Here is a 23,140-nt window from a genome sequence, read left to right as displayed (position 1 = left end):
TGGATTTTTTTGGTCCAACTTTTGGGGGTCAGTGCATCTCAGGTCTGTTTTTTATTGCCCGTTATGCCTAAATTCGGTAGAAAGAGAAAAATGATTCCGTAGATTCCGGCTGCAGTGCCGCCCATGGGCAGGTCGCGCTGTATTCTCCCAGGGAGGTCTGTGAAGAGCTCCGTGCCGGGAAGGGCAAACTCCGGGGCGGCGAGGAGGTAGACGAGGCCGAAGATCAGGGCGGAGTAAATGGCGGCAGCCCATTTTTTCCGTCTCGTGGGATAGAGGCGAAAGGTGCTTTTTCTGAAGGCGTTAAATTGCAAGAAGTAGCTGAGGCTGTAGGCGACGACGAGAAGGCCGCTTATGAGGCCATCGGCGTTCAGGGTCTTCAGTGCGGGCAGGCTGTAGGCGATAAGGCCGTTTGCCAAAAAGAGGGCGATGAGCCGAAGGGCGCTTTTGGATTTTTGCACCCATTCCGCCAGAAAGTAGGCGATGGCGAGAAGGGCCAGGGCCATGATCTGCATTTTATCGGCGTAGCCCAGGCTGTATAGCCCTGCCCAGATGGCCAGGTGAAAGCCTGTCAGTAAGAGGTCTCGATTGTTTTTCACGATCCCACCTCCACGGATGTGACGTAGTCGGGGGTCTTGCCTTTTTGGCGCATTATGGGTACGCTCCTCGTCTTGTGGCGTTTGTTGATGCCCAAAGCGCCGTCGAATGTGTCGAGCCTGCGCAGGTAGCGGGCGACGGCCGCCCGATCGGGGCCCACTTCGTTCATGGCGTCGGCGATGAGATTGTAGGCATCGTAGCCCATGGCGGCGTAGGATGTGGGGGCGCGGTCGTAGGCTTTTTCGTAGGCCAGGAGAAAGGCGTCGGATGCCTGATTAAAGGTTTCGTAGCGGGCGTAGTGGGCGGTAAAGTAGACGCCTTCCACGTCATCTTTGCCGATTTCTTTAAAAGACGGATTTTCCCAGCGGTCGGCGCCCATGAGGGGCACGTTCATGCCGGCTTTTTTCGCGGCGCGAATAAAGTAGGCGCCGGAGGTGGCGTCGCCTGGGCAGTAGATGCCGTCGACGGGGTATTTTTTCAGTCGGGCGATTTCCCGACTGAAGCGGGTCTCCCCGGTGTGGTAGTGGACGGTGTAGCTATGGACGTAGTCGGGCAGGGCTTGGGCAAAGTTTTTCGCCAGATCGGTGCCGTAACCCGTTTCCGCGTCCACGACGATGGCGATGTCCCTCAGACCCAGGGTGTTTGCGGCAAAGGCCGCCATGGCCCGTGCCTGTTCCCTGTCGTTCATGCACACGGGGGTGATCCAGTAGTCGTCGTTTAAATCGGCGGCGGTGGAGCCGGTGACCGTGGGGGTTTTCGCCGCTTTGATCACCGGGCGGGCCCGATTCATGCTGTCGGTACCGAAGGTGCCGATAAGGGCGAGGGCGCCTTTGTCGGAAAGGACGCTGACGCCGTTGGCCGCCTCAAAGGATTGGCTCTTCGTGTCGTAAAGGGACAGGGCGATCTGTTTGCCTCCCGCTACGGGGCGCAGGCTGTGGGCGAGCTTCACGCCGCGCCAGGTGTCCGCACCGGTTTCGCCGTAAAGGCCTTGTTGGGGCTCGAAGACGCCGAGCATCACTCGGTCGTCGAGGGTTTTTTGCCTGCATCCCACCAAGAGGAGCAGGGCGAGGATGGGGATCAGTCGCTTCATGATACATCTCCGAAATAATCCGCCAAGTCTTCCAAATCCTCTTCCCTGCAGAGGACCAAAAGCTCGTCGCCCCCTTCCAGGGTGGTGTCCGCATTGGGGGTAAAGGTCACATCTTCCCGCTTCACCGAGGCGATGACCGGGTGATTGGGAATGTGCAGCTTTTTCAGGGGAATGTCCAGGTAGTCGGCATCGCCGGGGACGAGGAAGTATTGCAGGGTTTGATCTTCCCGGTGCGTGTCGCCATTTTTCTTGAACATATTGTCGTAGAGGGATTCGTAAATGGGCCCGTTTTTCAAAAGCTGGGCCACGATGTAGGCCACCATGGCGGTGGTGGTGACGGAAATCATTTGAAGCATGGTGCCGCTCATTTCCGAGACCAAAAGAATGGACAGCAGGGGCGCTTGAACCACGGAGGAGAGGATGGCGGCCATGCCCAGGTAAAGGAAGTTGGCATAGTACATATCCCCGCCTAAGATCAGGCCGTGGAGAAGGGCACCGATAAGGGCTCCCAAGGTGAGCACGGGGAGGAAGATGCCTCCTTGGGCGCCGGAGCCGTAGCCGGTCCAAACCAAAATCATGCGCAGGGCGAAAAAGCCTACGAGGATTTTTGCGGAGACGGCGGTGGTGGCCAGTCGCTCGATGAGGCCGTGGCCGCCGCCTAAAAGGATGGGATTGTAGAGCCCGGCCAAGAGGGCAAGGACCATGGCGAGAAAGATCACGACGTAGCGAGGGACGGGGAGTTTCTTCATGCGGGTGCTTGCAAAGAGCAGGCCTTTGTTAAAGACGGAGCCGAAGATGCCGCCGACGACGCCGACGACGACGGGGGCCCAGATCATCCCCGTAGGGAGCATTTCTTTCATGGGAAAGGAAAAGGCGGGCTCCATGCCCAAGATGCTGAAGCTGACCCAGTTGGCCACCACCGAGGCCACGACGCAGGGCACGACGAAGAAGTGGGAGAAGCTCTTGTGCAGCTCTTCCAGGGCGAAGAGGGCGCCGGCCAGGGGCGCGTTAAAGGCCGCGGCGAGGCCGGCGGATGCCCCGGCGGTGATAAAGTAGCGTTGCTCCATTTCCGTGGCGTGAAACATTTTGCCCAGAAGCTTCGCCAAGGTGCCCCCCAATTGAATGGAAGGGCCCTCTCTGCCCAAGGTCAGGCCCGAGAAGGCCGCCATGGCGCCGCCGAAGAATTTGGAGATCAAGGTGGGCACCGGAGCGATGTCGGCCTTGCCCAAAAGTTCGCCGCGAATTTGGGGAATCCCGCTGCCGCCGCTTAAGGGCGACCAGTTCAGTAAGAGGTGCATGGCCACGGCCATGGCGAAAAAGAGGAGAAGCATGAGCAGGACTCGGGTCGGGGTCATGTTCGCATAGAGGAGATTTCTCAAATCGTCCAGTTTCCCCAAGGTGAACCGGTACAAGACGGAAATCATCCCCGAGGCCAGGCCCACGAAAAAGCCCCCGAAGACCAAATGCATCCTCAGACGGTTGCGATCGTAATGTTGTGCGTGGTGGGTATCCATTGAGACTCCTTTCCCAACCGACGAAAGTGTTAAAAGATAAAGCGAAGGAAGATAACCGTGCCGCAGCTGCCAATGGCGGCGGTAACAAATAATAATTTTATCAAATGAGGGCGTGGTTCGAAACAGTAGGCGATTAAATTCACCACCACGGGAAAAATAAATTCACGCGCCGTAGATTTCCGCAAGCCTCGCCGATGATGTCCACGTCGACGAGACCGAAGAGTAGGGCGACGAGAAAAGACCTAAGCCCCGTGCGGGCTCTGGCAACAGAAGGGACAACACTTCCGAAGGCATGCGACCTAAAACAAATACCGCGGCAGGATAAAAAGCCGTCGAAATTTTTAAGAGCCTTCCATACAATATATTTTTTAAAAAAGGCTTTACAAAGTTCGAAAGAGGTTGTATTATTAACCCATGATGATTTACTATGATAAAGCGATAAAGAAAGAAAGGAACCGAGCATGAAGAAAAAACTTTTGACCCTCACCACTCTGTTGATGATTTTCCTCGTCGGCTGTTCCGGCGGCGGGAACAAGCAGGAAAACAATGCAGCCAACGACGGCGGCAACAATGCCAAGCAAGAGGCTGCCGGCGAATTAGATACGAGCAAGACCTATGTCCTGGGCATGGACGACACCTTCGCTCCTATGGGCTTCCGCGATGAAAAAGGCGAGCTCGTCGGCTTCGACGTGGAACTGGCACAAGCGGCCGCCAAGGAAATGGGCATTAAAGTCGAATGCCAACCCATCGACTGGACGGTGAAGGAAACGGAATTAGATTCCGGCAATGTGGACTTTTTATGGAACGGCTACTCCATTACTCCCGAACGTGAAAAGAAAGTGCTCTTCTCCGATCCCTATATGGACAATCGCCAAATTATCGTGACCTTAAAGGACTCCCCCGTCAATTCCAAAGCGGACTTGGCAGGCAAGCGCGTCACCGTGCAAGGAGAATCCTCGGCACTGGAAGCCGTCACCAAAGACGAAGCTTTCGTCAACAGCTTGGCCGAACCGCCGGTTGAATATGCAACCAACACGGAATGCTTTAAAGACATCGAAGCGAAGCGCTGCGACGCCATCGTCGTCGACGAAGTTCTGGCCCGTTACTACATGAAGCAAAACGGCGAAGACAAATATAAAGTCTTGGACGACAACTTCGGCGAAGAACAATTTGCCGTCGGTATGCGCAAAGACGATGTGGCTTTACAGGAAGCACTGAACAAGGCGCTGGCAAAGTTAAAAGAAGACGGCACCTACGACGAGATCTACAAGAAATATTTCGCCGACTAAGGCTTAATATCAGGAGGCAGTTTTGGAAGTACTACAACGTTTAATCCCTTTACTGGGAGAAGGAATGAAGACCACGGCGTCGGTTTTTATCGTCACCATCGTCCTGTCTTCCGTTCTCTGTATACCGGTTGCATGGGCGCGTCTGTCCCGTAACCCAATTATATCGAAGTTGGCGGCGATTTACATTTACATTATGCGAGCGACACCTTTGCTCCTTCAATTAATGTTCGTGTTCTTCGGGCTGCCCCTTCTGCCCGCGGGCATTACCCTGGGCCGGTTTACTTCCATCTTCCTCGCCTTCGTCCTAAACTACACGGCCTATCTCGCCGAAATTTTAAGAGGCGGGGTACAATCCGTGGATCCCGGACAGTGGGAAGCGGGAAAAGTGTTGGGGCTGTCCAAGAGCTACACCTTCTTTAAGGTGATTCTGCCCGTGGTCATTCAGCGCAGCTTCCCCGCCTACTCCAACGAAGTCATTACTCTGGTCAAGGACACATCCTTGGTTTACATTCTGGGCGTCATGGACATTTTGAAAGCGGCCAAGTCCGTCTCGAACACCATGTCCTCCATTCTGCCCTACGTCTATGTCGGGATAGTTTATCTGATCGTCGTCGGCCTGTTGACCCTGCTTTTGAGACACACAGAGAGGAAGATTGAAGCGTCATGAAAATCACCGTGGAAAATTTAAAAAAGTCCTTTGGCGACCGCTGCATTTGGAGCGACATCGACCTGACCTTCACCTCCGATGAGATCGTCTCCATCGCCGGCAAGAGCGGCCAAGGAAAGACCACCTTTCTCCGTTGCTTAAACGGGCTGGAAACCTACGACGACGGCAAGGTATCCTTCGACGGCGAGCTCATGCCGGCGGGAACGACGGATGCGAAAAAAATCGGCATGGTCTTTCAAGGCTACTCCCTCTTTCCGAAAATGACCGTGTGGGAGAACATCCTCCTGGCTCCCATCTACCACGGCGTGGACCGAAAAGAAGCCCAAGAGCGGGCGGAGCGGCTCATGAAGGAGCTTGAGATTTACGAGGAAAGGGACAAGTACCCGAGAAGCCTTTCCGGCGGCCAACAGCAGCGGGTGGCCATTGTCAGGGCCTGTATGCTGGAGCCGGAGATCCTCTGTTTCGACGAGCCCACCTCCGCCCTGGACGGGGCGACCATCGACAAGCTGGCCCAAACCATGAACCGTTTGAAGGAAAAGGGCATGGGCATGATCGTCGTCACGCACGACCGGGCCTTTGCCGAGCGCATCTCCGATCGCATCCTACACTTTGAAGAAGGTCACCTGAGAGAAGAAATCGTGGCGTAAGACTTCCTCCTTTTGCCAATCACTTTCGCCGCGAATACGTACAAACGACATTTTCCTATGTCGATCCTTTGTAAAGCGTCGTGCACGCCACGATGCTTGCCATAATCTATTATTTCTTTCTTCTCTATGAAAAAGTTGTCGTCATGGCGGCGGCAACTTTTTTATTGAAGGGAAGAAAGTATGGAAATTAAAGAGAAAGCAAGGTGCCCAGGCCCGGCTCCTCCGCCAAGGCATCGGCCACGTCGGCGAGGATATTTTCCAAGCGGTCCATGCCCTTGTGCTCCAGACGGCTCGTTGGGCCCGACAGACTTACCCCGGCGATGAGCTTGCCTTCGAAATAAACGCCCTTGGCCATGCAGGTCAGGCCGTATTCGTATTCCTCCCGGTCGTGGGCCGTGCCCGTCTCCACCACGTCTTGTAAATCCGCCGCCAAGGCCTCTTTCGTCGTCAAGGTGGAAATGGTGCGGGGCGCCAGCTCGTGGCGGGCGAGGTAGCGGGCGAGATCATCCGCCTCGTACTCGGCGAGGAAAATCTTTCCGATGGCGGAGCAGTAAAGAGGGGCCACGGGGATCAGGTGGCGCATAATAAAAAACTCCTCCCCGGCTACGGTGTCCAACATGACAATGGCATCGTCGGCGCAAATGCCCAAGTTTAAACTTTCGCCCATCTCCCGTACCGCCCGTTCCATAATGGGGCGGGTCACCGTGGTGAAATCCCAGCGATTCCTGACCTCGGCGTCGTAGGGAATAAAGCCCAGGCCCAGGCGATAGCGGTCCTCGCTGTCCTTTGCCACGAAATGTTCCCCCTCCAGGGTATAGAGGATTTTAAAGACACTGGCCTTGGGCAGGTCCAGGCGGCTCGCAATATCGCCGATGCCGTGGGCGCCGCCGTTTTCCAAGAGGAAATGCAAAATTTGCAGCGCCTTATCCACCATGGGCACTGTATAGTCAGGTTTTTTTGCCATTCGCCTATCCCTCCTTTATAATGGAACCATTCGACGAAGATTTACAAACATTCTTGCATCACAATCAGTATATCAGATAATACACAGATAGAGGAGAAAGTATGAATAAAGCCATGATTTCGAAAAAATACGGGAACCGAGAATCCGGGGCATTGGCGGCAAGTGCCGATTTGGCCAAGGCCTACCACGACGTAGTGGACTTTACCCTGGGCGATCCCGACCTTACCACCCCGGCGGCCATTATCCGCGCCGCGGCGGAAGACGCCCTCTCGGGCCACACCCACTACACAAACAGTCAAGGCGACGGAGAACTCATCGCCGCCATCGTAGACTTTCAAAAGGAAACCTACGGCGTGGAGCTTTCGCCGGAAAATGTCTTCGTCACCACCTCCGCTTGCCACGGCATGTGGCTGGTGCTTGAAACCATGCTCGATGAAGGCGATGAGGTCATGATCATCGAGCCCTACTTCGCCCCCTACGCCGATCAGGTCAAAATGGCGGGGGGCGTGCCCGTGTTTATTCCCACGGATCCCGACGAGGGCTTCCGCCCGAACATGGACGCGATTCGAAAAAAGGTCACGGAAAAAACCAAGGCCCTCATCGTCAACACCCCCAACAATCCCTCGGGCCTGTGTCTGAAAAAAGAAGAGCTCATGGCCCTGGGGCAACTGGCGGAAGAAAAAGACTTCTATTTAATAGCCGACGATATTTACACCGCCTTTTCCTATGAGAGCCCCTTCGTGCCCATGGCATCCATAGACGCCTGCAAAGACCGCACCATTACCCTGCGCTCCTTTTCCAAAAACTTCGCCATGACCGGCTGGCGTATCGGCTATATCTTAGGAGATAAAGATTTTATCGCCGCGGCGAAATCCGTAAACGAAAACAATGTCTACACCGCCCCGGCCATCTCCCAGCGCGCCGCCCTCTACGCCCTCACCCATCGAGACGAAGTGCAGCCCGCCATTGTGGAGGAATTTAAAAAGCGCACCTTCCACGCCTACGAGCGCTTGAAGCGACTCAAAAACATTCGCATCGCCGAGCCTACGGGCACCTTCTACCTCTTCGTGGACATTCGCCCTACGGGTTTAACCGAAGACGAGGTGTGGCAAAAGCTGTTGGACGAAGCCCACGTGCTCACGGTGAAAGGCTCCGCCTTCGGCGAAAGCGGCCGCGGCTTTTTGCGCCTCGCCGTCACCGTCGGCGTGGACGACATCGACAAGGCCTTCGACCGCATGGAAAAAATGACCATCTTTCAATAATAAATAGACCAAGGCATAAAAAAAGACGCCCCTCCGAAGAGGGGCGTCTTTCGCTCTATTAAACAAAGGAGCACCATCAGACATAGATGAATGGATGTAGGATTCCCTACGCTATTTATTCTATCAGAAAACGGCATAAGAAGGTAGGTTAAAATAAAAGGTTTGAAATTCCATAGATATTTCGCGGGAAGTAAAATCATCGCTTGACCGTATTCTTACAGCAAATTTATAATAAAGAAGAAAAAACTGCCTCGGGACTCGAGGCCCGTCGAGAAAAGGAGCATATGCCCATGAAGACCAATCAAATTTTCGCCATCATTACATTTGTCGTCGCCCTGCTGAATCTGGAAGGTATTCTTTGGAAGAATAAATGGGCGGCAAAGAACGGAAAAGCGATCAGGATCGCAAGTGCCGTAGTTATGCTCTGCATCGGCCTCTACTATCTGTTTCAATAAAAAAGAAAAACACCATTGACAGATCCCGGTACCGGTGGTAGACTATGCAAGTCGCCTCGAAAGAGATGCAGCTGTTTGAGAAAAATGTCAAAAAACTTCTTGACAGTTCGAATCTCGCGAGGTATGATATAAAAGTTATCGCGCGAGGCGTGCGGAAAGAATTTTTACAAAGTGTTAAAAAGTTCTTGACAAAGCATTCCCTGCGAGATATACTAAATAAGCTGTTTCGAAAGAAGCGGCACTGAACCAAGTTAATTAAATGGTATAAGAGATTAAACCATAACAATCTAAAAGCTTAAAGCGGAACACAGTCAGTGAATCCGAGCTAAGCAAACTCAAAGTTTTTATTGAGAGTTTGATCCTGGCTCAGGACGAACGCTGGCGGCGCGCCTAACACATGCAAGTCGAGCGATGAACATTCATTGATCCCTTCGGGGTGATTTGATTGGGATTAGCGGCGAACGGGTGAGTAACGCGTGAGGAACCTGCCTCTTACAACGGGATAGCCTCGGGAAACCGGGATTAATACCGTATAAGACTCCGACACCTCCTGGTGATGAAGTCAAAGTGCTAGCGGTAAGAGATGGCCTCGCGTCTGATTAGTTAGTTGGTGGGGTAACGGCCTACCAAGACGACGATCAGTAACCGGCCTGAGAGGGTGAACGGTCACATTGGAACTGAGACACGGTCCAAACTCCTACGGGAGGCAGCAGTGGGGAATCTTGCACAATGGGGGAAACCCTGATGCAGCGACGCCGCGTGAGCGATGAAGGTTTTCGAATCGTAAAGCTCTGTCCTATGGGAAGATAATGACGGTACCATAGGAGGAAGCCCCGGCTAACTACGTGCCAGCAGCCGCGGTAATACGTAGGGGGCGAGCGTTGTCCGGAATTACTGGGCGTAAAGGGTTCGCAGGCGGCATGGCAAGTCCGATGTAAAAGGCGAAGGCTCAACCTTCGTAAGCATCGGAAACTGTCAAGCTTGAGTGAAGGAGAGGCAAGTGGAATTCCTAGTGTAGCGGTGGAATGCGTAGATATTAGGAGGAATACCGGTGGCGAAGGCGACTTGCTGGACTTCAACTGACGCTGAGGAACGAAAGCGTGGGTAGCAAACAGGATTAGATACCCTGGTAGTCCACGCCGTAAACGATGAGTGCTAGGTGTCGGGGGTCAAACCTCGGTGCCGCCGTTAACACAATAAGCACTCCGCCTGGGGAGTACGTGCGCAAGCATGAAACTCAAAGGAATTGACGGGGACCCGCACAAGCAGCGGAGCATGTGGTTTAATTCGAAGCAACGCGAAGAACCTTACCAGGACTTGAAATACTAGCGCCCGCTTTAGAGATAAAGCCTTTTCTTCGGAAACGCTAATACAGGTGGTGCATGGTTGTCGTCAGCTCGTGTCGTGAGATGTTGGGTTAAGTCCCGCAACGAGCGCAACCCTTACTTTTAGTTGCCAGCACGTAACGGTGGGAACTCTAAAGGGACTGCCGATGATAAATCGGAGGAAGGTGGGGATGACGTCAAATCATCATGCCCTTTATGTCCTGGGCTACACACGTGCTACAATGGTCGGTACAGAGGGCAGCGACAGAGCGATCTCAAGCGAATCTCAAAAAGCCGATCCCAGTTCGGATTGCAGGCTGCAACTCGCCTGCATGAAGTCGGAGTTGCTAGTAATCGCAGATCAGAATGCTGCGGTGAATGCGTTCCCGGGTCTTGTACACACCGCCCGTCACACCATGGGAGTTGGCAATACCCGAAGCCAGCGAGCTAACCGCAAGGAGGCAGCTGTCGAAGGTAGGGTTAATGACTGGGGTGAAGTCGTAACAAGGTAGCCGTATCGGAAGGTGCGGCTGGATCACCTCCTTTCTAAGGAAGAACGTCCTTCCCTGCGGGGAAGGACGACAGATGGATAAATCTCTTATACCTTTAATTATGAATCCGCAAGTCGCGTAATCGTCTGTGCAAGTCAGGCGGGATTCTATTTTTGAACCAAGAAAACTGCATATACAATCAAAAACGAGAACATCGTAAATCAAATCTTCAAATTTAAATTTAAGATTACAATTTCAACGAAATAGATCGTAAGGTCAAGTTAGAAAGAGCATCCGGTGGATGCCTTGGCACCAAGAGCCGATGAAGGACGCGATAAGCTGCGAAAAGCTGTGGGGAGTGGCAAATACACATCGATCCACAGATTTCCGAATGGGGAAACCCGCTGAGAGAACCTCTCAGCATTCATGTGTGAATCCATAGCGTATGAAAGGAATACCGGGGGAACTGAAACATCTAAGTACCCCGAGGAAAAGAAAGAAACCTCGATACCCTCAGTAGCGGCGAGCGAACGGGGTTCAGCCCAACTTGAGATACGGCGAGCTAACGCGAGCAGAATGATTTGGAAAGATCAACCATAGCGGGTAACAGTCCCGTATGCGAAGCGAACGCGAGCCACTCTAAACGAGTACCACAGGGCACGTGAAACCCGGTGGGAATACAGGGGGACCACCCCCTAAGGCTAAATACTCCTTGGTGACCGATAGCGCATAAGTACCGTGAGGGAAAGGTGAAAAGAACCCCGGGAGGGGAGTGAAATAGAATCTGAAACCGGATGTTTACAAGCAGCGAAAGTGGTCTCGAACCACGATCGTGTACTTTTTGTAGAACGGGCCAGCGAGTTATGATTTCCGGCGAGGTTAAAATGTTTTGCATTGAAGCCGTAGCGAAAGCGAGTCTGAACAGGGCGAAGAGTCGGAGGTCATAGACCCGAAACCGCGTGATCTATCCATGGGCAGAGTGAAGTTGAAGTAAAATTCAATGGAGGCTCGAACCGGGTAACGTTTAAAAGTTATCGGATGACCTGTGGATAGGGGTGAAAAGCCAAACGAACGCGGAGATAGCTGGTTCTCCTCGAAATAGCTTTAGGGCTAGCCTGGAAGGGCGTGTCTCGGGGGTAGAGCACTGAATGGTCAAGGGACTTTACCAAGTTACCGCGACCTATCAAACTCCGAATACCGAAGACATGAGCCTCCGGAGTCAGACTATGTGGGATGAGCTTCATAGTCGAGAGGGAAACAACCCAGACCACCGGCTAAGGTCCCAAAATTCGTGTTAAGTGGAAAAGGATGTGGAGTTACTGAGACAACTAGGATGTTGGCTTAGAAGCAGCCATACATTGAAAGAGTGCGTAATAGCTCACTAGTCAAGTGACTCTGCGCCGAAGATAACCGGGGCTAAACACGATACCGAAGCCGTGGAATCCAACGGATTGGTAGAGGAGCATTGTGTAGGCGATGAAGCAGAAGCCGTAAGGCCCTGTGGAGCGTACAGAAGAGAGAATGCTGGCATGAGTAGCGAGAGGTGAGTGAGAATCTCACCCGTCGAAAACCCAAGGTTTCCTGAGGAAGGCTCGTCCACTCAGGGTAAGTCGGGACCTAAGGCAAGGCCGAAAGGCGTAGTCGATGGACAACAGGTGGAAATTCCTGTACCGGCAACCGCAATGAAGATGTGGGGACGCAGGAGGATACGCGTAGCGCCCGGTTGGTGAGGCGTGCAAGCACCAAGGATGAGAAGTAGGCAAATCCGCTTCTTATAAGTCTGACGTGTGATGCGGATCGAAAACAAGTAGAGAAGGAGCCGACTCCATACTGCCAAGAAAAGCCACTATTCGCGGACTGTCGCCCGTACCGTAAACCGACACAGGTAGGTGAGGAGAGAATCCTAAGACGAGCGGAAAAACCTTTGTTAAGGAACTCGGCAAAATGACCCCGTAACTTCGGGAGAAGGGGAGCCATGGAAACATGGCCGCAGTGAAAAGGCCCAAGCGACTGTTTACCAAAAACACAAGTCTCTGCGAAGTCGAAAGACGAAGTATAGGGGCTGACACCTGCCCGGTGCTGGAAGGTTAAGGGAAAAAGTTAGCGCAAGCGAAGCTTAGAACTGAAGCCCCAGTAAACGGCGGCCGTAACTATAACGGTCCTAAGGTAGCGAAATTCCTTGTCGGGTAAGTTCCGACCCGCACGAAAGGTGTAACGATTTGGGCACTGTCTCAACAAAGGATCCGGTGAAATTGTAGTAGCGGTAAAGATGCCGCTTACCCACGACAGGACGGAAAGACCCCATGGAGCTTTACTGCAGGCTGATATTGGATTTCGGAATGGACTGTACAGGATAGGTGGGAGACGAAGAACGAAGCACGCCAGTGTTTCGGGAGTCGCCCTTGGGATACCACTCTATTCATTCTGGAATTCTAACCTACTTCCGTGAATCCGGAAGAGGGACACTGTCAGTTGGGCAGTTTGACTGGGGCGGTCGCCTCCTAAAGAGTAACGGAGGCGTTCAAAGGTTTCCTCAGCACGGACGGAAATCGTGCGCAGAGTGCAAAGGCAAAAGGAAGCTTAACTGCGACACCGACAAGTGGAGCAGATGCGAAAGCAGGACTTAGTGATCCGGTGGTACCGAGTGGAAGGGCCATCGCTCAACGGATAAAAGCTACCCTGGGGATAACAGGCTTATCTCCCCCAAGAGTCCACATCGACGGGGAGGTTTGGCACCTCGATGTCGGCTCGTCTCATCCTGGGGCTGAAGCATGTCCCAAGGGTTGGGCTGTTCGCCCATTAAAGAGGCACGCGAGCTGGGTTCAGAACGTCGTGAGACAGTTCGGTCCCTATCCGTCGTGGGCGTAGGAAATTTGAGAGGATCTGTCCTTAGTACGAGAGGACCGGGATGGACAAACCGCTGGTGTATCAGTTGTCATGCCAATGGCATAGCTGAGTAGCTAAGTTTGGAAGGGATAAGCGCTGAAAGCATCTAAGCACGAAGCCCCCCTCGAGATGAGATTTCCCTCAGTAATGATAAGACCCCTTGTAGCCTACGAGGTAGATAGGTCTCAGGTGGAAGTGCAGCAATGTATGTAGCTAAGAGATACTAATCGGTCGAAGACTTGACCAAAGAGATTGTATATGCAGCTTGGTTCGTCCGGTGACGATAGCAAGAGGGACACACCTGTACCCATACCGAACACAGAAGTTAAGCCTCTTAACGCCGATGGTACTTGGTTGGTAACGACCCGGGAGAGTAGGAAATTGCCGGTCACACAAAGGACGCACGCTGATCTTAACGACGGCGTGTGTTTTTTTGTGCCCTAAAATTCTGAAATGAGAAAAGACGCCTTTTTTGTGCCCTAAAATGTAAAATGCCGCCTCCGTCTTTTCTTGCATAAGCCATTTTCTCGAGCCATAAATTTGTTTTTCTCCACCGTCTTTTGCCCTAAGGATTCGGGCCGCGATCAAGGCATGGTTTTATCCGAAATCAGTATCAAAAAAAGGCGGGAAAAGGTGGACATGGTAGGGGAAAGGGTGTATGATATCGGGTAAGTTTATTTAATCAAAGTGATAAAGAATAACAAAGGAGGTTTAAATGAAGGACAATAAGTTTACATCGACTTGGGGCTTCATACTGACCACCGTCGGCTCGGCGGTAGGTATGGCAAATGTGTGGGGCTTTCCTTATAAGCTGGCAGCCAACGGCGGAGGCGCATTTTTAATCGTCTACTTAATTTTTATCGCCATCTTCGCCTATTTCGGTCTGTCCGCCGAGTATGCCGCAGGTCGTTACTCCGAAACCGGGACCTTGGGCTCTTACGAAAAGGCCTGGTCCCACAGAAAATTGTCTAAAGTCGGAAAAGCTGTCGGCATTTTACCTCTTTTAGGTTCCATCTGCATCGCCATCGGCTACGCCGTCATCATTTCTTATGTATTAAAATCCCTTTTCCAAAGCGTGAGCGGAAGCTTGATGACCGTGGATTCGGAAGCTTGGTTCGCATCCTTTTCGGGCCAAAATTTCAGCGTCATCCCCTTCCACGCCATCGTCATTATTCTGACTCTTTTGACCTGTATCAGAGGGGCGCAGTCCATTGAAAAGGCAAATAAAATTATGATGCCGCTGTTCTTCGTGCTGTTTGTCATCTTGGCCATTCGTGTGGCCTTCCTTCCCAATGCCGCCGCCGGTTACAAATTTATGTTTACGCCGGATTGGAAAATGCTCGCGGATCCGAAGGTCCTGGTGGGAGCCATGGGGCAAGCCTTCTTCTCCCTGTCCATTACGGGGAGCGGCATGCTGGTTTGCGGCGCTTACCTGAACAAGGACGAAGACATTGTGGGAGGGGCCAAGCAAACGGCGCTCTTCGACACCATTGCGGCCATGGTTGCGGCCTTGGTCATGATCCCCGCCCTCTTTTCCTTCAGTGAAAATCCCGAAGGCGGTCCCGGGCTCTTGTTCGTCACCCTGCCTACGATTCTTCAACACATGGTGGGAGGCAGATTTTTTGCCATCGCCCTGTACTTGGCCGTGCTTTTCGGCGGAATCTCTTCTCTGCAAAATATGTTTGAAGTCGTTTGCGAGTCCTTGCTCCATCAATTTGAAGGCTTAAATCGTAAGGCGGCATTGGTCCTTATCGGTCTCGCCGCTTTTATCCCCGGCATCTTCATGGAACCTATCGGCGGCGTCGACGGCGCTATTTTAGGCGGTTGGGGCCCCTGGATGGATCTCGTGTCCATCTACATCATTCCCTTGGGCGCCACCCTCGGTGCCATTTCCTGGTTCTGGATTATGGATGCCGATGCCCTGGTCGATGAGATCAATACGGGCAGTAAGGTGAAGCGCACCAAGAGATGGTACTATCTGGGCAAGTTTATTTACGTGCCCATGGCAGTGATCTTGTGCTTTATCGCCCTGTACTTTAGAATCGCATTTTAACCGTAGATGGCAACCGGGCGACTCGCTCGGCTCGTCCCGCCGGGCCATCCTGACATAGGACCTACCAACCATTTTCTCGTCCCTTCGGTCCGCAAAATGGGGTTAGGTCTCTAATAGAAGAAAATTTTTAATCACAACGGAATAAATGAAATGAACTGTCGAGGCAAAGGTCTCGGCAGTTTTTTAATGGAAAATTTTCAGGGCAAGAAAAAACAGCTCCTTGCCAATAGCAATGAGCCGTGATTATTTTCGGTCCTATGAATTTGAAAGCCTTAGCTGTCGTAGACCAGATACATAATCAGGTGATTGTCCTCGTCCACGACCAAGGCGTCGTAGTTGGAAACATAATCCGCCGTCCCGCCCGGGGAGCGATTCACATAATAGTAGCGGCAGTTTGGAAATGACAGGGCGGGATCTTTAATGGCCGGCTGCTCCCTTTTCGCCCACTGCAGGCCCGAGGATACGGACTCGCCGATCTCGCTGTCGGCGGAAAAAGCTTTCGTCTTTTTCAAATCCTGATTCAGCTGCGCCATGTCCTCGTCATTCAACTTATAAATCGTATAGCTCACGCCGTCGCCGAGAAAATCCGGCGGCTTTTTCACATCGTCCACGCACACGGCCCGCCTCGTGACGTGCGTACCAAAAGCGGCGTTCATGGCCTTGATCCTTCGAGGCGTGGCGTCGGAGAAAATCAAAATCGCCGCAAGGCCCGCGAGAAAGAGCGCCCCTAAAACCGTCAGGCCCTTAGTCCGCGTCATGCTCATCATCTCCTTCGTAGCGCAAAATGTCTCCAGGCTGACAATCAAGGGCCCGGCAAATAGCGTCGAGGGTGGAAAAGCGAATGGCCTTGGCCTTTCCCGTCTTTAAAATGGACAGATTGGGCAGGCTCACATCCACCGCCCGGGACAATTCCGTCAGGCTCATCTTTCGTTTGGCGAGCATAATATCTAAATCCACACAAATCATGGCACACCTCAAATGGTCAGGTCGTTTTCTTCCCGCAGGCGGCGGCCCTCATCCACCGCATCGGCCAGAAGGAAGAAGAAAAGCGCCGCCGCAGCGAGGAGCAGGGCGAGGAGAAAGAAGAGCAGAAAGAGGGCGGCGAGCTGCACATTCACGGCCAGGTAAATGGCGAGAAGCAAAAAGCTTCCCCCGGCACCTAAAAAGCATAACCCCACTCGCTCCAGGCCGCGGACCATGGCCGGGGTGAAGAGGCGGCCCCTGGCGTACAAAAACGTCGTGTAAAGGCCGAAGGCCAGCCCCGCGAGAAGAAAGGCGCCGCTTATGCCCCAAAAGGCGAGGCTCGCGGGGATCAGGGGCAGGTAGATGGTAAAGGTGGCATCCTTCAGCACCCAAGCTTTCACTAAAGCCGATCCGATAATGGCGAAAAAGGCGCTCACGGAAAGGATGGCCGCCGCCAAGACGACGGCGATAATTGTGGTTTGTAATTGTTTCATATTGACCTCCTGCTTTTATTATAGCCGATATTTAACGATAAACAATAAATAGTTAGCGAAAAAAGTAAAGAACCGGCGAAGGATTCGTCCTGAGAAAGGGAAAGAAAGATTTGAACGTAAAACTCGCGGGGAAAAATCGCCGGGGAGAGGGAGGCGATGAAAGGCGATGGCAGAAGGAGGGCGAAAGATGATCGAGAGAAAAATCGGAAGAAGCCCGAAGAGAGAAAACGAAAGAATTCGGAGAAGAAAATTTCGGAAAAAGAACGGTGAGAAAGAAATCGAAAGCAGATCGAAAAGAAGAATCGAAAGTGGAGCGAAAAAAATCGAAGCCGGAGCGAGAAGAAAATTTCGAAAAAAGCATAGCTTGTAAAGAAAACACGCCCGAAAAGCCCGAAACCAAGCCGAAAATACGCATTGAAAATAAATCTCAAAAAGTTTCGAAAAAGCCTTGCAAAAATCGGAAAGGGCGATTATAATAACAATTGTAAACGATACGAATTATCAAATCATTCTTTGCGGTACATATCAGGTGATTCTGTCGTTTATGCCAATGCGTGCAGCGTGAACGTGCCGCAAGGTAGAAAGGAGGGAATTATGGTACCTGTCATTTATTGGTCGGGGACCGGCAACACAGAAGCCATGGCGAAGGCAGTCGCCAAGGGCTTGGAAGCGGCCGGTCAGGAAGCTTCGTTAATCGAAGCCGCCGACGCAACAGAGGCCATCGTCAAAGATGCAGACAGGATCGCATTCGGTTGTCCGGCTATGGGTGCAGAAGAGCTGGAAGAATCGACCATGCGTCCTTTGATGGATGATGTGAATCCTCTGCTGAAAGGAAAATACGTATTACTCTTTGGCTCCTACGATTGGGCGGAAGGCGAATGGATGGAAACCTGGGAGGACGAAGTTCGAGGACTTTCTCCTGCCTATGTCGCCACCGTCATTTGTAAAGGCGAGCCGGATGCAGACGGCTTGAAGGAGTGCGAAGACAGTGCTCGCGCATTATGTGAAGCGTAAACTCAATGACTCCACGGTTCGTTACCTCAACCGATGCGCATCATGTAATGATCGAGATTATTTAGAAGCCATACTCAAAGCCTATACGGCCCCCACGGTTTTTTGCGGAAAAACGGGAACTCTGGTTAACTTAGTCAATCCATCGAGAGACCTAAGCCGGTGTTGGGCCCGGGACGAAAGCATCAAGCATGTCATACCCCTTGCACATGCCGAGCTGATTAATCCCAAAGGCAGTTTGCTTCTATACTTCTACGACAGAAAAAGACTTGAACACAGACTCACAGACCGAAGATGCCGAGCTTTTTTAAAGAATCGCGGCTATGAATACGCCACTGTGGACGAAGCCATTGCGGAATTAAAAACACGGTTTTTAATTGGCTGTCCCGACGAAATAGGCATCTTTCTCGGTTATCCCGTCTCCGACGTGGAAGCCTTTAGTCAGAGGCGACACCATCGATTCGTCGGTTACTGGAAATGCTATGAAAACATCTTGCTATCGAAAGTGCGCTTTTTCTTATTTGACTTAGCGAAATATTTTGTCATGAATAAAGCGATGCAAGAATACTAAAATAATGACACCTTCCTATATTCTGAATGAAAGCGGACGCCATGTGCGTCCGTTTTTTTGCGCAAAAAACCCGCGTCGTGCGCGGGAGAATTAATCTTTCTTTTTGAAAAGAGAATAGAGAACGACCACAGGGCCGATAACATAAAGCGCGGGGAGCGCCACCAGGCGAAAGAAATTAATATCTAAATGATCCAGCCGGTCGCCGGCGTATTTATAGGCTTGGGGAAAGACCACGGTGGCGAGGATGAAGTAAAGAGTGAGAGGCATTAAGGCCGCAGAGGTGGGGCTTTTGTGGAAGAGGGTGTCGGCAAGGACAAAATAATAGACGAGAAAAAAGAACAGACCGATGGCATAGGCGAGGATTGAAACAACGGTGGAGCTGAGAGGAGAAGGTTCTTCTTTCTTCGAATCATCTTCTCCGATGAAATAGGCCATGTCCACGGAAAATATCTGTGCCAACTCTCGTAGATTAGACGTGGTCGGCTGCGCTCGATCCATTTCCCATTTGGACACGGCTTGGCGGGTGACGCCGAGCTTTTCCGCCAAGACCTCTTGCGAAAGCCCCATGGCCTTTCGTTTTGCTTTTATTTTTTCACCATACATAAGAAACTCCTTCTTTAGCTGTGTATTTATCTTAAATTCACTGTAACAAAAAGAAGAACAGGGCACAAGCAAAAGGAACGCAACTTTCGGTTGCGGCGGATGGTTTCGGCGACATTTTATTAAAATCTTCGGAAGAGACATTTTCAGCAAAAATAATTCAAAAAAAGAGTTGACACTGTATTAAGACGGCGGTACAATATGACTGTATTAAGGAAGTAGCACAGATGAAAGGAGGGAATGATGGATTTACTTGATGTGGCGTCCTTAACCAAAGACTATGGAAACGGAAGAGGACTTTTCGACTTCTCGATGCAATTAAATGCGGGCGACATTGTCGGCCTTATCGGCGTAAACGGCGCCGGTAAAACGACTTTATTGAACATGTTGGCCGGTTGCATTCACGCCGATTCCGGAAAAATAGGCTACGAAGGCGAAGAAGTTACCATGGATTCGCCTTGCCGGAAAAAGTTCGGCATTTCCGTGGAGCCGAATTTTTATGAGTATTTGACCGCTTATGAAAACTTGGAATCCATTCTGTACCTAAACGGAATAACGGATGCAGAAAGAATAAACACTGAAATCAAGGACGTGCTAAACACGGTTGGCTTGGAAGGGGTGGAGAAAAAGAAGATTAAGGAATTTTCTTTCGGAATGAAGCAGAGGCTCGGATTTGCGCAAGCCTTGCTCAATGCCCAAACCGTGCTGCTTTTAGATGAACCTTTTGTGGGATTGGATATTCACGGGCGCGGGATGGTAAAAAGCCTCATTCAGGAGATGGCAAAGAAGCAGAAAATGGCGGTGATTTTTTCGGACCACAACTTAGACGAAGTGAAGTCTTTATGCAATCGTCTCATTGTGATTAGAGACGGAGTTAAGCACTATGATGGGGACATTCATATTCAAAGCGCCGTCATGTTGAATGTTGACGACACGGATAAAATCGATAGTCGTTACGCAAGAAAATTAGATCAGCATAGGCTGGTGATCACAGAGGAAAACATGAACGAGAAGCTACACTACATTAGCTCGGTCGCTACCATAGTGAATATTGAAAAGGTAATCAATCCACTGGAAAAATTACTGGAGGAGGGGAATGATGAAGACGCTTGTACGGTTCGAGCTATTTAAGCAGTTAAGGCGAAAAGAGAATCTGCTGGTGTTCTTCATGTTCCTAATGCCCTTGTTTTACGGGTTGGGCGTACACAATCACTCTTTGATTGTGACGTATACCAGCAAGGAGCTAATCAATGGGCTAACATTTGCCGACAACATGTACACCTTGGTTTATATGGTCTTCGTTATATTTCTCATTCTCGCCATCAACAGTGCGAATATATTAAAAGGAGAAATTGAAAACGGAAGCCTTTCCATGATGTTGAATCGCGTCAATAACAGGCGCAACATCTACCGGTCGAAGTTTTATGCGCAATCCATTTACTGGTGGGTCGTGACGGTGCTATTCGTTGTATTTTCGATAGGTTGCTATTATTTGTTGGTGGCGAATCTTCCAATAGCCGACGGAAAACTGATCAGTGCGCATTATCTTTCTGATCTAATGACGATCGTTGCAACCGGTTCGTTGTACATACTGGCGATTAGCTTAGTACAAAGTCTCAGTATGTATGTTAAATCCTACGTTTCCATCGGCGTATTTATTGTTCTGTTTGTCGTTTTCGTGTATTTAAAATCATTCCCGGGGGTCCAACTGGCATCGCCTATGTATCATTTGGGGCAGCTGCTGGATACCGGAAAGGGAATCGACTTCATGCGGTTTATGGCACTAAACTGGGGATTGGTCTTATTATTGAACACCATAGGCATAAGGAAATTTGAACGATGTGATTTGTAGAAGAAGCAGCACAGATGAAAGGAGGGCCCATGGAATTTGACGGCAATCGACCGATTTATCTGCAGCTTTACGAAACCATTCGAAAGCAAATCGCCGCCGGGGAGCTGATCCCCGGAGAGAAATTGGAATCGGTGCGAAATTTGGCGAAGGAATACGGTGTGAATCCAAACACCGTGCAGCGGGCACTACAGGAACTGGAGCGGGAAACGCTCATTGAAACGGATCGAACGCGGGGGAAATTTGTGACGGAAAATAAAGACATCATCGATACCCTGGGCAAGGACGCCTTTTTCGACGCCTGCGATCAATTGATCGGCGTGGCGGCGGATCTGTCCATGACACAGGAGACAGCGGTAAAATTACTGAACAAGCGTTGGGAGAAAGGAGGGTCTCATGAAGGCCGTTGATTGCAAGAAAATCGACATCGACTACCGAGGCAAATACGTCTTGGACAAACTGGACTTAGCATTGGAGCCGGGCCACATCGTGGGGCTTATGGGGCCCAACGGCGTGGGGAAAACCACCTTGCTCCGCATTTTGGCCGGCCTCGAGATGAGCTATAAGGGCGAGGTGGAAATCTTCGGCGAAGAGATCGGCAAGGCCACGAAAAACATGGTGAGCTACCAGCCCGACCACCTGCCTCTGCCGAAGGATTTAAGCGCCGAGGCCTGCGTGGATCTCTACGGCCACTTTTATGACGATTTCGACCGGGAAAAGGCCTTTTACATGCTGAAATCTTTCGACCTGGAGCCCTCCCGCCGCATTCGCGAGATGAGCAAGGGTATGCAGGACAAGCTGCAAGTGGCGCTGACCCTTTCGAGAAAGGCGCGGCTCTATTTAATGGATGAGCCCATCGGCGGCGTGGATCCCCTGTCGCGAAAAAACGTCATCGACGGAATTTTGGACGGCTTCGACACGGAGGCGACCTTGATCATCTCCACCCACATGGTGGAACCCATCGAGCCCATTATCGACACGGCGGTGTTTTTAAAAGACGGCAAGGTGCTTTTAAACGAAGAGGTGGAAGCCCTTCGCGGCCGCTACGGCAAGGATTTGGAAGCGATTTTCAGGGAGGTGTACGATGTCTAAACTCATCAGCTATTATTTCAAGCGGGACAAATGGATTCTTCTCGCCATGGTGGTCTGCGCCCTTCTCGGCAGTTTCCTCTTATGGGGCTACACGGGAGAAGAGAGCGCGTTCGGCGCCGTCACCGTCTTCGTCGGCGTCATGTCCTTCTTCTTCGCCGTAGTTATCGTTCCCTTATGGCTTTTTGTGCGGGATTACAAGCGCATGTACGGTTCCTACGGCAGTTTCTTCGCCGCCCTTCCCTTGACGGGAAAAGAGGCCATGGGCGGCCGGGCGATTTGGTTTATTATCGTGGAACTGGTCGCGGTCCTCTCATCCCTGACTTTTTTTGGACCCTTTTTCGTCCGCCAAATAGGGAGCGATCCGGAGGTAAGAGAGTTTCTCAGTGCCCTGTTAGATAAGCCGGCCATCACCTATTTGCAAGGCTTTATCCTTCTGGTCATCGTCGGTATGCTATTTTCAGCGGCCGTGTGGGTCTTTGTCACAAGCGTAGGGAGCGAAAAGCCCTTCCGCCGCTTCGGCATCGGCGGGCCCATCATGCTCTATATCGGCCTGCAAGTGGCCATAAATGTGGTGACGAAAGCGGTGATCGAAACCATGGGAAGCCAAAGACAGATTGTCAACGAAGAATTTTTTGAACAGGCCCTCTCCCAACAGTTTTTCAGAACGTCTCTTGTGTTGAGCGGGCTCATGCTCATCGCCGCCGTGGTGCTCTATCTGAGGAGCGTCCACAGCCACGACAAGAAACTTTCCGTGTCATAATAAATAAATCAGCGAGGCCTTCGGGCCTCGTTTTTCTTTTTTCTATTTCGGGTAAAATGGCTTTAGAAAAAGCATTTCAAGAGAAAGGAGAGCTTATGGGGTTTAAAGTCTTTATGGCGTTCGCCGTATTACTCATTCCCGGAATCATGATCTTTTTCGGCCGCCTTATGATGGATCATCCGCCGAAAACCATTAACGCGGCCTACGGCTACCGCACCGCCATGTCCATGATTAATCAGGCTACCTGGGACTACGCCCAGACCGCCTGCGCCGAGCGGTGGCGGAAATGGGGTCGCCTCCTCGCCCTGATTACCCTGATTGTGTTATTTTTCGCCCTTCGCCGGCCGGCCTTTGCCGATGTGTTGGGCTTCTATACCGCCTTTGAAACCGCCTTTCTCTTGGCCTCCGTGGCCGCCACGGAAATCGACCTGCGCCGCACCTTCGACGAAAAGGGACAGAGGCGAGATGATTGATCCTTTGGACAAGGGAAGGTGAAGCGTTGCGTCATGAATGAAAATTGGAGAAAACTAAATATCTTTCTAATGAAAAAGAGCCTCTACATT

Annotated in this window: 22 protein-coding genes and 3 rRNA genes; 17 read left to right on the top strand and 8 right to left on the bottom strand. The window is 51.5% G+C overall.

Annotated elements, in window-relative coordinates:
* Positions 1-38 precede the first annotated feature (38 nt).
* Genes BN7444_RS03670 through BN7444_RS03660 form a run of 3 tightly spaced genes read right to left on the bottom strand, consistent with a single transcriptional unit; the run spans position 39 to position 3,198 of the window.
* Positions 39-596, bottom strand: coding sequence for a hypothetical protein (locus BN7444_RS03670; RefSeq protein WP_068455904.1), 558 nt, complete (start codon positions 594-596; stop codon positions 39-41).
* Positions 593-1,684 carry an ABC transporter substrate-binding protein gene (locus BN7444_RS03665; protein WP_068455901.1) on the bottom strand — a complete coding sequence of 364 codons (1,092 nt, stop codon included), beginning with the start codon at positions 1,682-1,684 and terminating at the stop codon, positions 593-595. Before BN7444_RS03665 ends, BN7444_RS03670 begins: the two co-directional genes overlap by 4 nt.
* Positions 1,681-3,198 carry a ClC family H(+)/Cl(-) exchange transporter gene (locus tag BN7444_RS03660; RefSeq protein ID WP_068455899.1) on the bottom strand — a complete coding sequence of 506 codons (1,518 nt, stop codon included), beginning with the start codon at positions 3,196-3,198 and terminating at the stop codon, positions 1,681-1,683. The genes BN7444_RS03665 and BN7444_RS03660 overlap by 4 nt, the downstream gene beginning before the upstream one ends.
* Positions 3,199-3,659: 461 nt before the next feature.
* Here BN7444_RS03660 and BN7444_RS03655 point away from each other — a divergent pair, with 461 nt between their 5' ends.
* The 3 genes from BN7444_RS03655 to BN7444_RS03645 are packed head-to-tail and all read left to right on the top strand — an operon-like array spanning position 3,660 to position 5,801.
* Positions 3,660-4,487, top strand: a complete 828-nt coding sequence (locus BN7444_RS03655) for an amino acid ABC transporter substrate-binding protein (RefSeq protein ID WP_068455897.1) — start codon at positions 3,660-3,662, stop codon at positions 4,485-4,487.
* Positions 4,488-4,509: 22 nt separating this feature from the next.
* The gene (locus tag BN7444_RS03650; protein ID WP_082941252.1) at positions 4,510-5,154 is read left to right on the top strand and encodes an amino acid ABC transporter permease; all 645 of its coding nucleotides are present in this window, start codon (positions 4,510-4,512) and stop codon (positions 5,152-5,154) included.
* Positions 5,151-5,801, top strand: a complete 651-nt coding sequence (locus tag BN7444_RS03645) for an amino acid ABC transporter ATP-binding protein (protein WP_068455893.1) — start codon at positions 5,151-5,153, stop codon at positions 5,799-5,801. Before BN7444_RS03650 ends, BN7444_RS03645 begins: the two co-directional genes overlap by 4 nt.
* A gap of 187 nt (positions 5,802-5,988) precedes the next feature.
* Here the strand turns inward: BN7444_RS03645 and BN7444_RS03640 are convergent, their stop codons facing one another.
* Positions 5,989-6,765 (bottom strand): IclR family transcriptional regulator, encoded by a 777-nt coding sequence (locus BN7444_RS03640; protein WP_068455890.1) that lies wholly within the window; start codon positions 6,763-6,765, stop codon positions 5,989-5,991.
* A 101-nt stretch (positions 6,766-6,866) separates the two neighbouring features.
* Here BN7444_RS03640 and BN7444_RS03635 point away from each other — a divergent pair, with 101 nt between their 5' ends.
* The 6 genes from BN7444_RS03635 to BN7444_RS03605 all read left to right on the top strand — a co-directional run bounded on the left by BN7444_RS03635 (position 6,867) and on the right by BN7444_RS03605 (position 15,237).
* Complete coding sequence (locus tag BN7444_RS03635; protein WP_068455886.1) at positions 6,867-8,027, top strand: aminotransferase class I/II-fold pyridoxal phosphate-dependent enzyme; 1,161 nt, start codon at positions 6,867-6,869, stop codon at positions 8,025-8,027.
* Between the two features lie 290 nt (positions 8,028-8,317).
* The gene (locus tag BN7444_RS09340; protein WP_167627198.1) at positions 8,318-8,482 is read left to right on the top strand and encodes a hypothetical protein; all 165 of its coding nucleotides are present in this window, start codon (positions 8,318-8,320) and stop codon (positions 8,480-8,482) included.
* A 343-nt stretch (positions 8,483-8,825) separates the two neighbouring features.
* Positions 8,826-10,353: ribosomal RNA gene (locus BN7444_RS03620) — 16S ribosomal RNA — on the top strand.
* Between the two features lie 219 nt (positions 10,354-10,572).
* Positions 10,573-13,431 (top strand): 23S ribosomal RNA (locus BN7444_RS03615).
* A 26-nt stretch (positions 13,432-13,457) separates the two neighbouring features.
* Positions 13,458-13,574, top strand: a 5S ribosomal RNA gene (gene rrf / locus BN7444_RS03610).
* The 16S, 23S and 5S rRNA genes sit together here, the layout of an rRNA operon.
* Before the next feature lie 325 nt (positions 13,575-13,899).
* Positions 13,900-15,237 carry a sodium-dependent transporter gene (locus BN7444_RS03605; RefSeq protein WP_068455877.1) on the top strand — a complete coding sequence of 446 codons (1,338 nt, stop codon included), beginning with the start codon at positions 13,900-13,902 and terminating at the stop codon, positions 15,235-15,237.
* A 272-nt stretch (positions 15,238-15,509) separates the two neighbouring features.
* Here BN7444_RS03605 and BN7444_RS03600 read toward each other — a convergent pair whose 3' ends face one another.
* Genes BN7444_RS03600 through BN7444_RS03590 form a run of 3 tightly spaced genes read right to left on the bottom strand, consistent with a single transcriptional unit; the run spans position 15,510 to position 16,694 of the window.
* A complete protein-coding gene (locus tag BN7444_RS03600; protein WP_068455874.1) occupies positions 15,510-15,995 on the bottom strand; it encodes a hypothetical protein in 486 nt (161 codons plus the stop codon).
* Positions 15,982-16,203 (bottom strand): helix-turn-helix domain-containing protein, encoded by a 222-nt coding sequence (locus tag BN7444_RS03595; RefSeq protein WP_068455871.1) that lies wholly within the window; start codon positions 16,201-16,203, stop codon positions 15,982-15,984. The genes BN7444_RS03600 and BN7444_RS03595 overlap by 14 nt, the downstream gene beginning before the upstream one ends.
* Before the next feature lie 8 nt (positions 16,204-16,211).
* On the bottom strand, positions 16,212-16,694 hold the full coding sequence (locus BN7444_RS03590) for a DUF2975 domain-containing protein (protein WP_068455869.1): 483 nt from the start codon (positions 16,692-16,694) through the stop codon (positions 16,212-16,214).
* Between the two features lie 594 nt (positions 16,695-17,288).
* Between BN7444_RS03590 and BN7444_RS03580 the strand changes: the two genes are divergently transcribed.
* Together BN7444_RS03580 and BN7444_RS03575 are read left to right on the top strand one after the other, a co-directional pair.
* A complete protein-coding gene (locus BN7444_RS03580; protein ID WP_068455862.1) occupies positions 17,289-17,708 on the top strand; it encodes a flavodoxin domain-containing protein in 420 nt (139 codons plus the stop codon).
* The gene (locus BN7444_RS03575) at positions 17,683-18,276 is read left to right on the top strand and encodes a DUF3793 family protein (RefSeq protein ID WP_068455858.1); all 594 of its coding nucleotides are present in this window, start codon (positions 17,683-17,685) and stop codon (positions 18,274-18,276) included. Before BN7444_RS03580 ends, BN7444_RS03575 begins: the two co-directional genes overlap by 26 nt.
* 90 nt (positions 18,277-18,366) lie before the next feature.
* On the opposite strand, the gene BN7444_RS03570 is transcribed toward BN7444_RS03575, so the two are convergent.
* Positions 18,367-18,879 (bottom strand): helix-turn-helix domain-containing protein, encoded by a 513-nt coding sequence (locus BN7444_RS03570; protein WP_068455855.1) that lies wholly within the window; start codon positions 18,877-18,879, stop codon positions 18,367-18,369.
* A gap of 240 nt (positions 18,880-19,119) precedes the next feature.
* On the opposite strand from BN7444_RS03570, the gene BN7444_RS03565 reads away from it, so the two are divergent.
* The 6 genes from BN7444_RS03565 to BN7444_RS03540 all read left to right on the top strand — a co-directional run bounded on the left by BN7444_RS03565 (position 19,120) and on the right by BN7444_RS03540 (position 23,050).
* Positions 19,120-20,007 (top strand): ABC transporter ATP-binding protein, encoded by an 888-nt coding sequence (locus BN7444_RS03565; RefSeq protein WP_068455852.1) that lies wholly within the window; start codon positions 19,120-19,122, stop codon positions 20,005-20,007.
* Positions 19,976-20,728 carry an ABC transporter permease subunit gene (locus BN7444_RS03560; protein WP_068455849.1) on the top strand — a complete coding sequence of 251 codons (753 nt, stop codon included), beginning with the start codon at positions 19,976-19,978 and terminating at the stop codon, positions 20,726-20,728. Before BN7444_RS03565 ends, BN7444_RS03560 begins: the two co-directional genes overlap by 32 nt.
* Positions 20,729-20,757: 29 nt before the next feature.
* On the top strand, positions 20,758-21,135 hold the full coding sequence (locus tag BN7444_RS03555; RefSeq protein ID WP_068455846.1) for a GntR family transcriptional regulator: 378 nt from the start codon (positions 20,758-20,760) through the stop codon (positions 21,133-21,135).
* The gene (locus BN7444_RS03550; RefSeq protein ID WP_068455842.1) at positions 21,122-21,817 is read left to right on the top strand and encodes an ABC transporter ATP-binding protein; all 696 of its coding nucleotides are present in this window, start codon (positions 21,122-21,124) and stop codon (positions 21,815-21,817) included. Before BN7444_RS03555 ends, BN7444_RS03550 begins: the two co-directional genes overlap by 14 nt.
* Positions 21,810-22,577, top strand: a complete 768-nt coding sequence (locus BN7444_RS03545; RefSeq protein ID WP_068455839.1) for a hypothetical protein — start codon at positions 21,810-21,812, stop codon at positions 22,575-22,577. The genes BN7444_RS03550 and BN7444_RS03545 overlap by 8 nt, the downstream gene beginning before the upstream one ends.
* A gap of 95 nt (positions 22,578-22,672) precedes the next feature.
* Positions 22,673-23,050, top strand: coding sequence for an SdpI family protein (locus tag BN7444_RS03540; RefSeq protein ID WP_068455836.1), 378 nt, complete (start codon positions 22,673-22,675; stop codon positions 23,048-23,050).
* The last annotated feature ends 90 nt before the right edge of the window (positions 23,051-23,140 follow it).

Origin of the sequence: Peptoniphilus pacaensis (assembly GCF_900088125.1) — a bacterium.
Taxonomy (GTDB): domain Bacteria; phylum Bacillota; class Clostridia; order Tissierellales; family Peptoniphilaceae; genus Aedoeadaptatus; species Aedoeadaptatus pacaensis.
The sequence above is the reverse complement of the archived record's forward strand: the minus strand, read 5'-3'. Positions and strand labels throughout refer to the sequence as shown.

What these genes read in the sequence shown, in the direction of transcription:
- BN7444_RS03545 (WP_068455839.1), top strand. Translation starts at nt 21,810, where the DNA reads ATGTCTAAACTCATCAGCTATTATTTCAAGCGGGACAAATGGATTCTT.
- BN7444_RS03660 (WP_068455899.1), bottom strand. Translation starts at nt 3,198, where the DNA reads ATGGATACCCACCACGCACAACATTACGATCGCAACCGTCTGAGGATG.
- BN7444_RS03540 (WP_068455836.1), top strand. Translation starts at nt 22,673, where the DNA reads ATGGGGTTTAAAGTCTTTATGGCGTTCGCCGTATTACTCATTCCCGGA.
- BN7444_RS03555 (WP_068455846.1), top strand. Translation starts at nt 20,758, where the DNA reads ATGGAATTTGACGGCAATCGACCGATTTATCTGCAGCTTTACGAAACC.
- BN7444_RS03655 (WP_068455897.1), top strand. Translation starts at nt 3,660, where the DNA reads ATGAAGAAAAAACTTTTGACCCTCACCACTCTGTTGATGATTTTCCTC.
- BN7444_RS03580 (WP_068455862.1), top strand. Translation starts at nt 17,289, where the DNA reads ATGGTACCTGTCATTTATTGGTCGGGGACCGGCAACACAGAAGCCATG.
- BN7444_RS03595 (WP_068455871.1), bottom strand. Translation starts at nt 16,203, where the DNA reads ATGATTTGTGTGGATTTAGATATTATGCTCGCCAAACGAAAGATGAGC.
- BN7444_RS03640 (WP_068455890.1), bottom strand. Translation starts at nt 6,765, where the DNA reads ATGGCAAAAAAACCTGACTATACAGTGCCCATGGTGGATAAGGCGCTG.
- BN7444_RS03565 (WP_068455852.1), top strand. Translation starts at nt 19,120, where the DNA reads ATGGATTTACTTGATGTGGCGTCCTTAACCAAAGACTATGGAAACGGA.
- BN7444_RS03550 (WP_068455842.1), top strand. Translation starts at nt 21,122, where the DNA reads ATGAAGGCCGTTGATTGCAAGAAAATCGACATCGACTACCGAGGCAAA.
- BN7444_RS03645 (WP_068455893.1), top strand. Translation starts at nt 5,151, where the DNA reads ATGAAAATCACCGTGGAAAATTTAAAAAAGTCCTTTGGCGACCGCTGC.
- BN7444_RS03605 (WP_068455877.1), top strand. Translation starts at nt 13,900, where the DNA reads ATGAAGGACAATAAGTTTACATCGACTTGGGGCTTCATACTGACCACC.
- BN7444_RS03570 (WP_068455855.1), bottom strand. Translation starts at nt 18,879, where the DNA reads ATGTATGGTGAAAAAATAAAAGCAAAACGAAAGGCCATGGGGCTTTCG.
- BN7444_RS03590 (WP_068455869.1), bottom strand. Translation starts at nt 16,694, where the DNA reads ATGAAACAATTACAAACCACAATTATCGCCGTCGTCTTGGCGGCGGCC.
- BN7444_RS03600 (WP_068455874.1), bottom strand. Translation starts at nt 15,995, where the DNA reads ATGACGCGGACTAAGGGCCTGACGGTTTTAGGGGCGCTCTTTCTCGCG.
- BN7444_RS03560 (WP_068455849.1), top strand. Translation starts at nt 19,976, where the DNA reads ATGAAGACGCTTGTACGGTTCGAGCTATTTAAGCAGTTAAGGCGAAAA.
- BN7444_RS03665 (WP_068455901.1), bottom strand. Translation starts at nt 1,684, where the DNA reads ATGAAGCGACTGATCCCCATCCTCGCCCTGCTCCTCTTGGTGGGATGC.
- BN7444_RS03635 (WP_068455886.1), top strand. Translation starts at nt 6,867, where the DNA reads ATGAATAAAGCCATGATTTCGAAAAAATACGGGAACCGAGAATCCGGG.
- BN7444_RS09340 (WP_167627198.1), top strand. Translation starts at nt 8,318, where the DNA reads ATGAAGACCAATCAAATTTTCGCCATCATTACATTTGTCGTCGCCCTG.